The sequence below is a fragment of the Pseudazoarcus sp. NS36 genome, assembly GCF_059703705.1.
This window is the reverse complement of sequence record NZ_BAAKJA010000011.1, coordinates 1-16,225: the sequence shown is the minus strand read 5'-3', so window position 1 is coordinate 16,225 and position 16,225 is coordinate 1. Positions and strand designations below refer to the sequence as shown.

Sequence of the window (16,225 nt, the reverse complement as noted above, 5' to 3'; positions counted from 1 at the left end):
GTAAGGTGAGGAGACGACTCAAATAAAAATGAGAATGGTTACTATTCTATGTCCGGTTTGATTCGTCATGCAATCTGCACGGTGTTCTGAAGCCGGGCTTGGCCCCGCGTCCGTTCAGAGCCTGTGAGTTGTGATGTGCTCGGCAAGCTGCCGGTCATGCAGGCGCGCAAACAGCAGCTGAGCCGTGATCGCACCGCACAGCGCGAGGAACATGTCCCATTGCGCGTCCCAAACGTCGCCCTGGGCCCCCAGAAACTCCACCGCGCCATCCGCCCAGAGCACTGCCGCCAGCCATTCGATCAGCTCGTAAGCGGCACTGATGCCCAGGCAACTCAACGTCACGAGCATGAGCAGCCATTTTCCGGGCCGCAGAGGTGAGGTGCGCAGCAGCAGTTCACGCGCCACGATGGCCGGCGTCGCGCCCTGGAAGAAATGCCCGATGCGGTCATAGGGGTTGCGCGCAAGATCGAACCACTCCTGCAGCGTAAAGCCTAGCGGAACGCGTGCATAAGTGTGGGTGCCTCCTAAAATCAGGATGAGGGCGAACAGCGTGATCATGGTGTAAGCCAGCGTGGTCAGCGGGAAACGTCGAGCGCTGGCAACGAGCAGCGGGATCGCAATCAGTACCGGCATGACTTCGGCGAGCCACACGTCCCGCTGGTAGGGAGCAATTCCCGACCAGATCAGTGCAGAGAACACCAGGATCAGCATGCCGAGCGGCAGGGAGTGGGCGCGCATTGTGTCGGTTTCCTCGAAGGCGTCAGCACGTGAATTGTATGGTCCGAGAGCTCGCGGAAAAATTCTGTGCGCATAATTTGCAATTGGAAGCGATTGCGTCCGGCGGGTCTATGCAATATCGACGAAAATCACATCTGGATTTCTGTAAAGAGTGCAGTCAATGACGCAGCAAGCCCAACGCAAGATCCGTCGGCGCACCGTGCAGGGCGCTCAGACGCGCGAGGCCATTCTGGATGGTGCAGCGCAGGTGCTCGCCACGCTCGGGCTGGCGGGGTTCTCGATTCCGCAGGTGGCTTCGGCCGTGGGGATCGCACCGGGAAACCTGACTTACTATTTCCCGACACGCGAAGATCTCATTCGTGCCTTGTCCGAACGCCTGCTCGACAAGTATGCCCGGCAGTTCGACGCGATGTGCTCGGAGCTCGCCACCCGTCCCGATGTCGGCCTGAACGAGGTGATCGACTGGCTGCTCGACGATGCCGTCGCCCATGACACCGTGCACATGTTTCCCGAGCTGTGGGCCATGGCCAACCAGCATCCCTTCGTCGCTGAAAGTCTCGACCATATCTACGACGGTGCAGTGCTGGCGCTGGTGAAGGCGCTTGGCGTGTCGCCCGAGAATGTCGCGGCGGATGACCTCAAGGCCTGCGCCTACCTGCTCGGCTGCGTATCCGAAGGCAGCACGGCACTGTTCGGGCGCAGCGGCGTCCAGGATCCGCGCTTTGTGGCGATGAAACGGCAGGCAAAACGCGTCATGACCGCTGCGCTGCAGGATGCCATGCGCAAGGCGGAGTCGGTTGCCGCTAGATGACTGCCGGATTGCGGTGATGAAAAAAGCCAACCCATGGGTTGGCTTTTTTGTTTTCTGGTGCCGCTTGTCGGTACTGGTGCCTAATTTCGGCAGCGGAAAACATCAGTAAATCAAAGGGCTGGGGGTGCAGCTGATTGATCGGATACCGCACTTTCTACCACAGTTGGTCCCGCGTCGCCCAGTCTCGACAGTGCCTCTCTCAGCGAACGGAATACGCCGATCAGTTCGCCTTGGTCGTCTGTGGCGACGTACTCCCCGCCGTAGTGTTTCACCACGCCAGCTAGGGCGATCCCGTCGGCGTCCAGCAGCGATGCGACCAGTAGCCCCTCGTCGCTTTGGTCAAGTTCCAGATCAAGCCCTCTTGATGTCGTGAAGCCTCTCAGCTGGTCCAGTTCGGTCTCTGACCAGCGGGACAGCCAGTGAGCCTGAGCAATGATCGTGTCGAGTTCCTTCATGTGGCCTCCAGTGTTGGGAGGTCGAAGGGTAGCGACCGAGGAACTCTGTGAACAGCCTTCAGATTTGCTGTAGTCGAAAAAAATAAGGGGGTCAGAGCAGCCCGTCGGTGATCTTTTCGATGTGCTCCATGTGTTCAGCGCCTCTGATGCCCATGACCTCTGAGGCTTCCCCCAAAAGCACTTCGTCCGCGCTGTTGAAGTCGAACAGCCGCTGATTGTTTTGAACTTCGTTGAGCATCATCATCAGCGCGGCAGTCAGCACCATCGACACTTCGGAAATGCTCTGCGCTTGCTTCAGCGCGTAAGCTGTAGCGTAGGCGGCGATGCTAAGTTTGTGTGGGCGCTTGCCGTAGGTGCCATCGAACATTGCCGGGTTCGAGTTCCATGCGGCATCGACCACTATATTTGCCAACTTTGGGGGCGGTACGCTGATCGTCGAGCCGTATCCTCCGGTACGCTGGATGTACTCAAAGGCGTTCTGCACAACGACGGCTGCTTCAGCTTTCCGCAAGTTGTTCTTGATACCGCTGAACAGGCCCATGGTTTCTCCGGGTGGTTGTTTAGGCCGATCATATTTGCCAAATGTCCCCATCGTGAAGCCCGTGGCGGATTTCAGGGCGCTTCAGTGTCGCAAATCTGCAGCCTTGCGGATGTTCAAGACCGTTCCTCGGGATACCCTGAAGGCGCGACTGATGGCCGCAACTGCATCCCCTGCCTCAAGCCTCGCAAGAATCTCCTGCCGCTGCTCGGGTGTTGTCTTCTGAGGCCGCCCCATGTGCTTCCCTTCGGCCCTCGCTCGGGCTTGTCCTGCTTTGGTCCGCTCGATGATCAGGTCGCGCTCAAAGTCGGCCACGGCAGCGAGAACCTTGACCATCAGTTCCCCAGCCGAGGAGGTCAGGTCGAGGTTCCCCAGTTGCAGGACGATCAGTCGTATCCCTCGGTCAGCGCATAGCTGTACGGTCTGTTGAACGTCTATCGAGTCTCGCCCGATCCGGTCCAGTTTGGTCACGACTAGCGTGTCTCCCGCTTCCATGCGGACGAGCAGCTGCTGAAAGCCCGGACGCTGTGACGTCTGGACAGACCCTGAGACCTTCTCCTCGATGAACCGCTGAGGTTCGACCTTGTAGCCAGCTTGTGCGATCTGTTCGGCTTGGTTCTCGGTCAGCTGCTCGACGGTCGAGACTCGGGCGTAAGCGAATAGGCGCGACATATGCATCCCTCGGGTGACAAGAAGTGCTGTCAGTATTCGAGAGGCTGTGAACAATTGTCAATCCCTATCTTGCTGACAGTCTGTCTGAGGGTGCCAACAAGCGATCACTTTCTGGCGGTGGGGCTTGTGTCGCCTTGGCTGGCGGTCGTCGGGAGGTCGAAGGGTTGGTCTTCAGGGGATTTCGTCGGGCGTCCCTCGGGATCAGCGAGGAGGGGCCGGGGGGGATTCGCGCCCTGTGCGGCGGATGTATATGGCTTCAGAAATTTTCGGGAGGTGAAGGGCGGGGCGGGGAGGTCGATAGCTTCAGAGGTGCGTATCGACAGGCGGGAGTCTCGACCACATGGGGAGCCATCCGCTGCACTCCTCGCCCCTTGAGCGGGACTGAAGGTAGGACTTCAAGTGATTCACTTGAGGCTCCTCCCTTGGTTGGTGGATTTATCCGGTATCCACCTCACTTGGAGTGAAACCGAGGAGGCTCAGAGACAGCGCTGGGAACACCTGTAGCGTTTGGTCTGACTCAGGGACTACTCTGGTTGATCCTCGGGAGTAATCTTACGTGTGACTTGAGGCTCCTTTCGTACGTCTACACTAAGGGTATGTAACGGAGGGCGGAATCTTTTGGAATTGCTGCAATAGAGCCGCGCTTAAAATTCCCTTTCCGATCAATGCTTTACGGAGGTCATTTTTTCGGGGTTTCTTCGGGCATTGGTCGGTGCGATTAGAGGCTCTATGAGCCGTTGAAATCGTCTGGACTTATCTGGGTATTCCTGAGGTCATGATCGCCGCTCCTGAAGCGTTCTGACGCGTTTACAGTGTACGTCCTCAGCCGGGGAGTGGGCTAGTCGGTCTTCAGGGCGATCTTGGCGAGGTATTCATGGGTAACCCGAAGGGAGTACCCGTACCCATACTGGGCGGCGATGTCCTTCCGCGCCCAGCCCCCGATTTGATGGCGTACGTCTTCGGGGCAGCCGACTTCGCGGAGCCGGTCGGCAGTCGTGTGACGGAAGCAGTACAGCGTTAGAGCTTTGTCGATGTCGAGGGAACGCAACCACCTGTTCCCGCCAGCAGACGCGTTTCCGTTGTTGCAGACCCCGTCCTCCATGTAGCGAGGGAATGCGAATACCTGTCCCGGAGTGGCTCCTTCGACGATGCGACGAGCGGCCCACAGAGCAGCCCCGACCAGCGGATGCTTGCGTTCGGATGCGCCGTCGTCGCCTTTGCTGTCGGGCTTGAGTGTTCGGCCTGAGTGCTCGACGATGCAGATGTGGGGTACCGCGTCATCTAGGACGATGTCAGTCAGCCTGAGTCCTGCAATCTCTGCTGGTCGGGTGCATGTGTCTGAGATCATGGCGACCATGTGCCGGATGTCGTCATCTTTCTTTCGCGCTTCTTCTTGGACTGTCCGCAATTCGTCCATGGTGAAGGTCTCGCGCTTTACGGGCTTCTTCGCGCCCTTCGGGACGCGGTGGCTGGAGAAGCGGTTGGGGATGTCGAGTTCGTTTTCCCTGATGAACATCGTCGCCAGTGCGCACAAGGAGTTCAGGCGTCGTTTGATCGTCTCCTCGGCGTGTCCTTGTTTTTGGACTGACCAATCCAGCCATGCGTGCACGTGTTCGCGCTTGATGTCCGCGAATACTTTGTCCCCAACGGCCTCGATGAACTGCTGAACAGCATAGGTCGGCATCTTCCGGAACTCCTCGTCGTCCCCCTTCGGGTGCCGCTCAAAGTAGAACTTCAGGGCGTCGCTCAGGGTGGGCTTGTGACCGTGGTGGAGTAGGTCGAGCGCCTTGCGCTGAACAAGGGTCAGGCGGCTGGGCCAGTCCTCGTCGCCGTCGTCGAACTGGTCTTGAAGCAGTTGGGCAGCTTCGGGGTCTGGTTTGCCTTCCCCTCGGGGCTTTAACCCCCAGTCGTCGAGCAGCTGGCGGGCTTTCGATAGGTCGTCTTGCGTCGCCCCGGTGGGGTCGCTCCTGAGCCGCGCCCAGCGTGTTTCAAGTGCGGTGTTGATCTTCTCGACCATGCGCGAGGCGGCGATGGGGTCGGTGGTCTTCAGGGCCTGTTTGATGGTCTTCTTGCCTTCGATGCTCTGAAGGTCCAGCGGTACGGCCCGCTGATAGTAGAAGTAGCCGTTTCGGTTGTTGGTGTATCTGATCGACACGGACAGGACAGAGGAGAGGCGGTGAAGGCGCACGATAGAACCACCACAGTTCTACCACACTCCCTCACCGAGTATCGATCTAGGCTATTGATTAAGCTAGATAAATAGTGATTCTGATGGTGCCGCTTGTCGGATTCGAACTGACGACCTACCGCTTACAAGGCGGTTGCTCTACCAACTGAGCTAAAGCGGCGCGGGCCGGATTATAGCCCGGCCTCAGGAGATCGCCACTGGAATGCCGGCGATCTTTGCAGCCCATTCTTTCGGGCCGGTTTCGTGCACGCTGGTACCCAGAGCGTCCACCGCAACCGTGACCGGCATGTCTACCACGTCGAACTCGTAGATGGCCTCCATTCCCAGATCCTGGAAGCCGACGACCCGCGCGGTCTTGATCGCCTTGGAGACGAGATAGGCCGCGCCGCCGACTGCCATCAGGTAAGCGGACTGGTTGTCGCGGATGGCCTCGATGGCGGTGGGGCCGCGTTCGGCCTTGCCGACCATGGCGATGAGCCCGGTCTGCTCCAGCATCATGCGCGTGAACTTGTCCATGCGCGTGGCGGTGGTGGGGCCGGCCGGGCCCACGGCTTCCTCGCGCACCGGGTCGACCGGGCCGACGTAGTAGATGATGCGGTTGGTGAAGTCGACCGGCAGCTTCTCGCCCTTGGCGAGCATGTCGCCGATGCGTTTGTGTGCGGCATCCCGCCCGGTGAGCATCTTGCCGTTGAGCAACAGCACCTGGCCGGGCTTCCACGACGCGACTTCTTCTTTCGTCAGCGCATCCAGATTGACTCGCGTGGCGAGCTTGGTGTCGGCCTGCCAGGTCACGGCCGGCCAGTCTTCGAGCTTGGGCGTTGCGAGCTGCGCAGGGCCCGAGCCGTCCAGGTGGAAATGCACGTGGCGGGTGGCCGCGCAGTTCGGGATCATCGCCACCGGCAGGCTGGCGGCGTGGGTGGGGTAGTCGAGGACCTTCACGTCGAGCACGGTGGTCAGGCCGCCCAGGCCCTGTGCGCCGATGCCCAGCGCATTGACCTTGTCCATCAGCTCCAGACGCAGTTCTTCAGCGCGCGAAAGCTGGGCGCCCGAGGCTGCCTTGTCGCGCAGTTCGTGGATGTCACAGGGCGCCATCAGCGATTCCTTGGCCATCAGCATGGCTTTCTCGGGCGTGCCGCCGATGCCGATGCCGAGGATGCCTGGCGGACACCAGCCGGCGCCCATGGTCGGCAGCGTCTTGAGCACCCAGTCGACGATGGAGTCCGAAGGGTTGAGCATGGTCAGCTTGGACTTGTTCTCCGAGCCGCCGCCCTTGGCCGCACAGATCACCTCCAGGTGATCGCCCGGCACCATCTCGACGTGCACTACGGCCGGCGTGTTGTCCTTGGAGTTGCGGCGCGCACCGGCCGGGTCGAGCAGGACCGAGGCGCGCAGCTTGTTGTCCGGGTGGTTGTAGGCGCGGCGCACGCCCTCGTCGATCATCTCCTGGACGCTCATCGTCGCGTCCCAACGCAGGTTCATGCCGATCTTGAGGAAGACCACGGCAATCCCGGTGTCCTGACAGATCGGGCGGTGGCCTTCGGCACACATGCGCGAGTTGGTCAGGATCTGCGCGATGGCATCCTTGGCGGCCGGATTCTCCTCGCGCTCCCAGGCCTTGCCCAGCGCCTGGATGTAGTCGAGCGGGTGGTAGTAGCTGATGTACTGGAAGGCGTCGGCGACGGACTGGATCAGGTCGTCCTGGCGGATGATGGTCATGGGCTTCTCCGGGCGATGGGGCGTGTTCGCATGTGCGCTGGCGAGCGCCATGGTAGGTCAGAACCGGCCCCGGAACAGGCGGGATTCTACCAGTGCGTGTCGACGGGGTATGATTGGCACACGAGATTGTGTCCAAGCTCGCTCAGTAAGTCTTATGTAAGACCAATGACTTTAAATGAGCTGGCCGAGGGCGCTCCGGAAACCGCGCCGACAGAAGCCCGCGGGACCAGCACAGAACAGAAATCGAGGAGACGACAACATGTCGAGCGAACAGCAAGCCCGGATCTATCAACCGTCACCCGAAGCGGTCGGGCGCGCGACGGTATCGGGCATGGATGCCTACCGTGCGCTCTGCGCTGAGGCAGAACGGGACTATGAAGGCTTCTGGGCCCGTCATGCGCGTGAGTTGATCGCCTGGAAGGCGCCTTTCACGCAGACACTCGACGAAAGCGATGCACCGTTCTTCAAGTGGTTTGCCGACGGCAAACTGAACGTGTCGTACAACTGCCTCGATCGCAACGTGGAGGCCGGCAAGGGCGACAAGCTCGCGATCATCTTCGAGGCCGACGACGGCACGGTAACGCGCATCACCTACGCCGAGCTGCTCAAGCGCGTGTGCCGCTTCGCCAATGCGCTGCGCGGCATGGGCGTGAAGAAGGGCGATCGCGTCGTCATCTATCTGCCGATGTCGGTCGAAGGCATTGTCGCCATGCAGGCCTGCGCGCGCATCGGCGCGACCCACTCGGTGGTGTTCGGCGGCTTTTCGGCGCATGCCCTGCGGGACCGCATCGAGGACGCCGGTGCCGTGGCGCTGATCACGTCCGACGGCCAGTTCCGCGGCGGCAAGACCTTGCCGCTGAAAGCCATCGCCGACGAAGCGCTTGATGCGCCGGCCGCCAAATCGGTCAAGAACGTCATCGTGCTCAAGCGCACCGGCATGGACGTGACCATGGTCGAAGGGCGTGACCGCTGGATGCACGACGTGGTCGACGGGCAGGCCGACGTCTGCGAGCCGGAATGGGTCGAGGCCGAGCATCCGCTGTTCATCCTGTACACCTCGGGTTCCACCGGCAAGCCCAAGGGCGTGCAGCACTCGTCGGGCGGCTATCTGCTGCAGGCCACGATGTCGATGAAGTACACCTTCGACATCAAGCCCGATGACGTCTTCTGGTGTACCGCCGACATCGGCTGGGTCACCGGCCATACCTATGTGTGCTACGGTCCGACGTCCTGCGGCGCGACGCAGATCGTGTTCGAGGGCGTGCCGACCTACCCGGACGCCGGCCGTTTCTGGCGCATGGTGCAGGATCACAAGGTGACGATCTTCTACACCGCGCCGACGGCCATCCGTTCGTTGATCAAGGCGGCCGAGAACAACCCCGACATCTACCCGACCAAGTACAACCTGTCTTCGCTGCGCATCCTCGGCACGGTCGGCGAGCCGATCAACCCGGCTGCGTGGGAGTGGTATTACGAGAATGTCGGTGGCGGTCGCTGCCCGATTGTCGATACTTTCTGGCAGACCGAGACCGGCGCACACATGATCACGCCGTTGCCGGGTGCGACGCCGATGGTGCCGGGTTCATGCACGCTGCCGTTCCCGGGCATCCAGGCGGTAGTGGTGGACGAGACCGGCACCGAGGTGCCCAACGGCAACGGCGGCATCCTGGTTGTCAAGAAGCCCTGGCCGTCGATGATCCGCACGATCTGGGGGGATCCCGACCGCTTCCGCAAGACCTATTTCCCGGATGACTTCAAGGGCAAGCTGTACCTCGCAGGCGACGGTGCAATTCGCGACAAGGACACCGGCTACTTCACGATCACCGGCCGTATCGACGACGTGCTCAACGTGTCCGGTCACCGCATGGGCACGATGGAGATCGAATCGGCGCTGGTAGCCAACGATCAGGTCGCAGAGGCCGCCGTGGTCAGCAGGCCGGACGATGTGACGGGCGAAGCCATCGTGGCCTTCGTGGTGCTCAAGGGGCCGCGCCCGAGCGGCGACGAAGCCAAGGCCATGGTCAAGATGCTGCAGACGTGGGTCGGCAAGGAGATTGGCCCCATCGCACGCCCCAAGGACATCCGCTTTGGTGACAACCTGCCCAAGACGCGTTCGGGCAAGATCATGCGGCGCTTGCTCAGACAGCTTGCGAAGGGCGAGGAAATCACGCAGGATACGAGCACGCTCGAGAATCCTGCGATTCTGGATCAGCTGAAAACAGCGATCTGAAATTGCTCACAGGTTTACAGGAGGAGGCTGGGCACAAGGGCGCGAGATGAAGGAGGCGGCGTCTGGATCACACGGTTTCCGGTGCAACGGAGTGCCAACGCGACCTCGGTCACGCAGGCATCGACGGGAGGGCAGCGGAAACCCTGAGCGGTCCGGCGGCGGACTACCGACACGTAGTCGCCTGCCCAGGTTGGGGGGAAAGCGCGCGAAAGCGCGCTTTTTTTTTGCTACCGGCCCCAAGGCAAAGCCACCCCCTTGGGTGAGGGGCACGAAGCTCAGCTTCGTTCCCGCGAACGGGCCGGATGTGACACTTCCGGCAAGTGCTGAGGATGGAGTGCCGGACAGGATGATGCGCGCCAGCAATCGGACGGGTACCGCGGTGTTTTCTCCGTGTTCTGACAGGCCCTGCAGCGGTGGAGGAGATTCATGAGCGCACGTGGCCGGTATCTGCTTGGAGTGGTGGCGCTAGCGGTGCTGATCTTCGGATCGGTGGCGCTCGCGCTGTGGGTGCTGTGGGCGGTGGCCACGGAAGAGGCTCGGGCGGCTTTGCTGACCGCTGTGCGCGGTCATGTGGCGCCGGTTCTGGCAGCGCTGGTGCTGGCTTTCGTGGCGGCGGCCACCGCCTTGCGTTCACTGTTGCACGCGTATTTCCAGCGTGCGCGATTGATCGGTGAGCAGATCGGCACCATGAACGAGGCCAATCCGGATCTGCGCCTGAAAGAGGCGGTGCCCGAAGAGTTTCGCGCCATCGTGCGCGGCGCCAACGTCCTGGCCGATTGCCGTGACGCCCTGCGACGTGGTGTGGCCGAGCGTGTGGATGGTGCCCGCAAATCGCTCGAAGCCGAACGCAACCGACTCGCTGCGCTGATGGGCGAACTCACGCAAAGTGTGGTGGTGTGCAATCAGGATGGTCGCATCCTGCTCTACAACGCGCTGGCAAGGCAGCAGTTCCGCGCTCTGTCTCATGCGCCAGACGTGGCCGACGGGGGAGAGCTGATCGGTCTGGGGCGTTCGATCTATGCAGTGATCGAACGCAGCGTGGTCGCTCATGCACTGGACGTTGTGGCTCGCCAGCGCAATCGTGGGGTGGCGCATCCGGTGGCGACCTTCATCTGCGCGCGCGGCAGCAGTCTGTTGCGGGTGCGCATGTCACCGGTGCCCCAGATTGATGCCCGGACCGACGAAGCAGCCGGCGGCTTCATTCTGCTGTTTGATGACATCACGGATGATTTTGAGCTGGAGCGCCGCCGCGACCGGCTTCTGCAGGGGGTGACCGAGGAGCAGAGAGCGGGGCTCTCGCGTATCTCGACTGCGCTGGTCGAGCTTGAGGCATGTTCGGTCGATCATCCCGTCATGCAGCCATCGCTGGCGGCCATGCGCAAGGCGCTGGCTGATCTGTCCCGCCGAGTCGATGCGGCCAGCAGTGAGTTTGCCGATACGGCGCGCGGACGTTGGCCGATGGAGGACATGCAGACCTGTGACTTGCTGGAGGCGGCGAAGGCGCGCATCGAGGCGCACTGCAGGCTGACGGTCGATGTCTCAATGGCGGATGAGGACTGGTTGCGGGTGGACAGCTTCTCGCTGCTGCAGGTGCTGGTATTCCTCGCGACGCGTCTGGTGGATACCTTTGATCTGCGCGCACTGGAGCTGCGGGCCCGGCGCGAAGAGTCCGGCCTGTGCCTCGACCTGGCGTGGCGCGGGCATGCCGCGAGCACCGAGACCTTGATGTCGTGGGAGCTCGACCCGATCCGCATTGACGGCCAGGACAGCCCGCTGACGGTGCGCGATGTGCTGCAGCGCCATGCAGCGGAGCTGTCTTTGCAGCGTGACAAGGCTGGCCAGACCTCGATGCTGCGTTTGTGCCTGCCGCCTCGTGAGGGCGTCACGGAGCCGGCGGAAGTCCGTCCGCACATCGAGAGCCGCCCGGAGTATTACGACTTCGATCTGTTCAACTGGCCGGATCAGGCTCAGGCGCACGACGATCAGCTGTTGAGTGTGCTGAGCTATACCGCCTTTGACACCGAAACCACCGGGCTCGACCCGTCGGGCGGCGACGAGATCATCCAGATCGGGGCGACGCGCATCGTCAACGGCAAGTTGCTGCGGGGCGAGTCCTTCGAGCAGCTCATCGACCCGAAGCGTCCGCTGAGCCCCGAGTCTGTGGCCATTCACGGTATCGGTCCGGAAATGCTGTGCGGTCAGCCCGTGATTGACACCGTGCTGCCGGCTTTCCGCGCCTTTGCGGCGGACACCGTTCTGGTGGCCCACAATGCGGCCTTTGACATGCGCTTCCTGCAGATCAAACAGGAGTCCACCGGGGTGGTGTTCGATCTCCCGGTGCTCGACACGTTGCTGCTCTCCGCGCTGCTGCATCCGAACCAGGATTCGCATCGGCTGGAGGCCATTGCCGAGCGTCTGGGTGTGACGGTAGTCGGTCGCCATACCGCGCTGGGGGATGCACTGGTGACGGCCGAAGTCTTCATCCGCATGCTGCCGCTGCTGGCCGAGCGCGGCATTCGCACGCTGGGCCAGGCGCGTGCCGCGAGCGAGCAGACCTATTACGCGAGGCTCAAGTACTGATGGATGGTGAGGCAAAGGCCTTCGGGCGACGGCTGGTGCGCAACTACGTGCTGTACGCGCTGACCTTTGCCGCGTTGCTTGGCGCGCTCGCGCTGGGCGAACAGATGGGCATGTCGCAAGGGGCCATCGGCCTGGTGTTTCTGTGCGCTACGGTCGGCATGTATGCCGGCATCGGTGTCGCCAGCCGAACGTCCGACCTCAACGAGTACTACGTGGCCGGCCGGCGTGTGCCGCCGGTGTTCAACGGCATGGCCACCGCGGCGGACTGGATGAGTGCCGCGTCCTTCATCGGTCTGGCCGGCACCTTGTACTTCTCGGGTTTCGAGGGGCTGGCCTTCGTGACGGGCTGGACCGGTGGCTTTGTGCTGGTGGCGCTGTTGCTGGCGCCGTATCTGCGGCGCTTCGGTCAATACACCATTCCGGATTTTCTGGGCGCGCGCTACGAGGGCCGAGCGGTGCGCATCGTTGCCGTGATTGCGGCGGTACTGGCGAGCTTCGTCTATCTGGTGGCGCAGATCTATGGCGTCGGGCTGGTCACCAGCCGGTTTGTCAGCGTGGAATTCGAGATCGGCCTGTTCATCGGGCTGGCCGGTATTCTGGTGTGCTCCTTCCTGGGCGGTATGCGCGCGGTCACCTGGACGCAGGTCGCCCAGTATCTGGTGCTGATCGTGGCGTATCTGGTGCCGGTCATCATGCTCTCGTACAAGGCTACCGGCGTGCCGGTTCCGCAGGTCATGTACGGCACGGTGATGCAGCAATTGTCCGAACGCGAGGGCGAGCTGATCTGGGACTGGCGCGAGGCCGAGGCGCGCGAGCAGTATCGGCTGCGCGCCGAGGATTACCGCATCCGGATTGCCGGTTTGCCGGCATCGCTGGAGCAGGAGCGCAGCGCGCGCATTGCAGAACTCAACTCCCTGCTGACGAGCGATGCGCCCGCGCGCGACATCGTGCAGCTCGAACGCACGTTGCGCGACATACCGCTCACGCCGGAGGACGCGCGCGAACACTGGGGGGAGCAGCGTGCCGAAGCGCTGCGCCGCGCTGCAGTACCGGCGCGCTTCGCCGAGGCGCATCCGGGGGTGCTGCCCGAAGTCTCTGCGGTATCGCGCAACAACTTCATTGCGCTGGTATTCGTGCTGATGATGGGTACGGCGGCACTGCCACACATTCTCACGCGCTATTACACGACCTCCGGCGTGACGCAGACGCGTACCTCGGTGTTCTGGACGCTGTTCTTCATCCTGCTGCTGTATCTGGCGGCGCCAGCCTATGCCGTGTTCGCACGCTGGGAGGTGTACAGCAATCTGGTCGGCACCGAAATCGCGGCCTTGCCGGCCTGGGTAGCTTCATGGGGCAAGGTGGGGCTGGTCAGTTTCGAGGACATCAACGCCGACGGCATCCTGCAGCTGGCCGAACTGAGCCTCAACACTGACGCCATCGTGCTCGCCACGCCCGAGATTGCCGGGCTGCCCTATGTCGTCGCAGGTCTGGTGGCCGCCGGGGGGCTGGCTGCGGCGCTGTCCACGGCCGATGGCTTGCTGTTGACGATCTCGAATGCGCTGTCGCACGACTTCTACTACAAGGTGCTCAACCCGCAGGCGCCGCCGCACCGGCGCTTGCTGATGTCGAAATCGGCTCTGCTCGTGGTGGCCGTGGCTGCGGCATGGGTGGCCTCGCTGCGGCCGGACAACATCCTGTTCATGGTCGGGCTGGCGTTTTCGCTGGCGGCGTCGGCGTTCTTTCCGGCGTTGGTGCTGGGCATCTTCTGGAAGCGCGCGAACCGGGCGGGCGCCATTGCCGGCATGCTCAGCGGACTGCTGCTGACCATCTATTACGTCACCCGCACCCATTCCTTCTTCGGTGGAAGCATTGCCGATGCCTGGCTCGGGATCAATCCGGTATCCGCCGGCGCCTTTGGTGTGCCGCTGGGGTTTGCAGTGACGATTCTGGTCAGCTTGCTCACCGCGCCGCCCTCGCGAGAGTCCTCGCGCATGGTCGATTTCGTGCGTTCGCCGGAAGAAGGAAGCCCGGCATCCACAAGAACGTCTGCCTGATGCTGAACGGGGGTTTCTCCGCGCGCCAGTTCTGCTAGAATGCGCGGCTTCCGCGGAGAGGTGGATGAGTGGTTTAAGTCGCACGCCTGGAAAGCGTGTTTGGGATAATATCCCAACGCGGGTTCGAATCCCGCCCTCTCCGCCACGGATACCTGAAGGCCCCTTGAGGGCCTTTATTCTTGTGGGTTTCAGTCAAATCAGTGTCTTGCGGTAGGTCGCCATGGGAACAAAGCTGGGAACATCCGGCACGAAACAGGCGACAGACAAGGACATGGCTAAGCCTCCCGGTATGGCCCGTCACGGTCGGAGATGGCGCGTAACCCTGCGCGTTCCGGTCAAGCTACGACGCGAATATCCCCAGCACTACCCGAACACTTTTCTTCGCTTCAACACGCAGGAAGAGGTCAAGGAACTTGCCGCTCCGTTGGCGTGGGCGTGGATTGCCGATAAGGAAGCGGAGTTTCAGCGCGTTCGTGAAACCGGCTCTCCGCTGAAGCGTGTCCTGCCTGACGATGCTGCCGATCTAATCATCCGTAAGGCCATCCACAGCCGCTTAAAGGCCGACGATGAGATACGGACGGGCGGCGTCGATGACTTCCTGTTCTCCGAGCTTGCGGAGTGGGGTGCAGAGGCTTCACGTCGGGAGGCTATGGCGTCTTCACGCGGGATGCTGTCGAACGAGGCATCAGCCATTGTGCAGGACTGGTTAGAGGCGGATGGCTACGATCTTCCCCCGGACTCAGACGAGTTCAGGCGGTTTGCTGTGAAGTTCCACCGTCGAATGGCCGAAGCGACTCAAGTCTCCGCAGCACGGCAAGAAGGGCGCTGGGTGGATACCCCTGCTGCACCTGTAGAGCGCCGTCCGCAGCCCTCGTTGCCCCCGTTGTCCGCATTGATCGAAGAGTTCATCGCCAAGCAGGACAGCGGCAAGCCGATGTTCAAGAAGTATCGTCCGGCCCTCAGTCTCTTTCTGGAGTTCGTTGGCGACAAGCCCGGCGATCAACTCAAGCAGAAGGAGATTGATGACTACTTCGCCTTCCTCTGCAAACTTCCCCCGCGTTGGTCAGACGAGAAGCGAAAGCGGAAGGTGTCTGCGCGTGAGCTTGCCGCGTTGGACTGGCCGAAGTGCATCAGCAGGAAGACCTTCGAGGATGGCTACATGGCAGCTTTCCGGCCGTTTTTGGGTGACATGGTGCGGATATACAAGGATCAAGGTTTCCCGGCTGGGCTAACAATTGATGGGATTAAGTATTCCGGTAAGCGCACGAGAACCGAAAATGAGCAGCGCGCAATCAAGCGTGACGAGTTGATCCGCATGTTTATGGGGCCGGAATTTCAGCACTTCGCGGATACGCCCGAAGAGCATCACCAATACTGGCTTCCGTTGATTGGTCTCTACACTGGCGCGCGTATCAACGAGATTTGTCAGTTGAACCCGCAGTGCGACATTCGTCAGGAGGAGGGCGTATGGCTGTTCGACGTTACGGATGAGTCGGAAGCAGACAGCCGAGTGCGCAAGGTGGTGAAAAATGACGTGTCACGTCGAAAAGTGCCAATTCACTCGGAGTTGATCCGTCTTGGTTTCTTGAAGTATGTGCAGTTGCAGAAGGATTCCGGCGTGCGGTTGCTGTTCCCTCCGTGGTTGCCCTCTGCATCGGGACGCGCTACAGGTGCTGCGGATCGCTGGTTCAGGGCGTTCGTTGATAGCTTGGGGTTGCGTGACGATACTCCGAGAGCGCGCTTTGTTGGGTTTCACGCCTTCCGTTCGACTTTCTTGAACAGAGCGATGAACAGCAGAGTGCAGTTTGCAGAGTGGCTCACCGGACATGCTTCCGAATCTGTCTCGGCTGTCGTGGCGGCGTATCAAGGAAAGGCCGAAATCGTACTGAAGCAAGAAATTCTGGAAGCGATCCGCTTTGACGTGTCACCGCCGATGCCGCGATGAGAGGCTAGGGGAGGCGATTGCTCCCCCTGCATACTCGCTCGGTCTCAGGCTCTGTCGGCAGTCAGCCCGAACTGAGGCGTCCAGCACAACTCCCCAATAGCCGGCACTCGGACGTACAGCATCCAGATACCAACCTCCAGAACAAACCCACCGATTTGGAACGTCATTACGGCTACTCCTTTGTTGAGTGACCTGCTCCCCGTTTTCAGTACCACGCTGAACTTAGTAGAGTCCGTTGTCCGAACAGGAGACGGCAGTGAAGAAGCGTTTTACGGAAGAGCAGATTCTGGATTTTCTG

General features: G+C 61.5%; 11 protein-coding genes and 2 tRNA genes. 6 read left to right on the top strand and 7 right to left on the bottom strand.

Annotated features, from left to right (window positions below; genetic code table 11):
• Positions 1 to 114: 114 nt before the first annotated feature.
• Positions 115 to 738, bottom strand: coding sequence for a DUF2238 domain-containing protein (locus AC6H0R_RS15100; protein WP_497582196.1), 624 nt, complete (start codon positions 736 to 738; stop codon positions 115 to 117).
• Positions 739 to 898: 160 nt separating this feature from the next.
• Here AC6H0R_RS15100 and AC6H0R_RS15095 point away from each other — a divergent pair, with 160 nt between their 5' ends.
• Positions 899 to 1,549, top strand: a complete 651-nt coding sequence (locus AC6H0R_RS15095; protein ID WP_497582195.1) for a TetR/AcrR family transcriptional regulator — start codon at positions 899 to 901, stop codon at positions 1,547 to 1,549.
• Positions 1,550 to 1,659: 110 nt separating this feature from the next.
• On the opposite strand, the gene AC6H0R_RS15090 is transcribed toward AC6H0R_RS15095, so the two are convergent.
• The 6 genes from AC6H0R_RS15090 to AC6H0R_RS15065 all read right to left on the bottom strand — a co-directional run bounded on the left by AC6H0R_RS15090 (position 1,660) and on the right by AC6H0R_RS15065 (position 7,118).
• Complete coding sequence (locus AC6H0R_RS15090; protein ID WP_497582194.1) at positions 1,660 to 2,004, bottom strand: hypothetical protein; 345 nt, start codon at positions 2,002 to 2,004, stop codon at positions 1,660 to 1,662.
• A gap of 91 nt (positions 2,005 to 2,095) precedes the next feature.
• Positions 2,096 to 2,545, bottom strand: coding sequence for a hypothetical protein (locus AC6H0R_RS15085; protein WP_497582193.1), 450 nt, complete (start codon positions 2,543 to 2,545; stop codon positions 2,096 to 2,098).
• Between the two features lie 81 nt (positions 2,546 to 2,626).
• Positions 2,627 to 3,214, bottom strand: a complete 588-nt coding sequence (locus AC6H0R_RS15080; RefSeq protein ID WP_497582192.1) for a recombinase family protein — start codon at positions 3,212 to 3,214, stop codon at positions 2,627 to 2,629.
• A gap of 838 nt (positions 3,215 to 4,052) precedes the next feature.
• Entirely contained in the window at positions 4,053 to 5,402 is a 1,350-nt protein-coding gene (locus AC6H0R_RS15075) for a DUF6538 domain-containing protein (RefSeq protein ID WP_497582191.1), read from the bottom strand.
• An 84-nt stretch (positions 5,403 to 5,486) separates the two neighbouring features.
• Positions 5,487 to 5,562 (bottom strand) — tRNA-Thr (locus AC6H0R_RS15070).
• A 23-nt stretch (positions 5,563 to 5,585) separates the two neighbouring features.
• On the bottom strand, positions 5,586 to 7,118 hold the full coding sequence (locus AC6H0R_RS15065; protein ID WP_497582190.1) for a fumarate hydratase: 1,533 nt from the start codon (positions 7,116 to 7,118) through the stop codon (positions 5,586 to 5,588).
• A gap of 259 nt (positions 7,119 to 7,377) precedes the next feature.
• On the opposite strand from AC6H0R_RS15065, the gene acs reads away from it, so the two are divergent.
• The 5 genes from acs to AC6H0R_RS15040 all read left to right on the top strand — a co-directional run bounded on the left by acs (position 7,378) and on the right by AC6H0R_RS15040 (position 15,927).
• On the top strand, positions 7,378 to 9,348 hold the full coding sequence (acs, locus tag AC6H0R_RS15060) for an acetate--CoA ligase (RefSeq protein ID WP_497582189.1): 1,971 nt from the start codon (positions 7,378 to 7,380) through the stop codon (positions 9,346 to 9,348).
• Between the two features lie 426 nt (positions 9,349 to 9,774).
• The gene (locus tag AC6H0R_RS15055) at positions 9,775 to 11,928 is read left to right on the top strand and encodes a 3'-5' exonuclease (RefSeq protein ID WP_497582188.1); all 2,154 of its coding nucleotides are present in this window, start codon (positions 9,775 to 9,777) and stop codon (positions 11,926 to 11,928) included.
• On the top strand, positions 11,928 to 13,982 hold the full coding sequence (locus tag AC6H0R_RS15050) for a sodium:solute symporter family protein (protein WP_497582187.1): 2,055 nt from the start codon (positions 11,928 to 11,930) through the stop codon (positions 13,980 to 13,982). Before AC6H0R_RS15055 ends, AC6H0R_RS15050 begins: the two co-directional genes overlap by 1 nt.
• A gap of 54 nt (positions 13,983 to 14,036) precedes the next feature.
• Positions 14,037 to 14,127 (top strand) — tRNA-Ser (locus tag AC6H0R_RS15045).
• A gap of 75 nt (positions 14,128 to 14,202) precedes the next feature.
• A complete protein-coding gene (locus tag AC6H0R_RS15040) occupies positions 14,203 to 15,927 on the top strand; it encodes a site-specific integrase (protein WP_497582186.1) in 1,725 nt (574 codons plus the stop codon).
• The last annotated feature ends 298 nt before the right edge of the window (positions 15,928 to 16,225 follow it).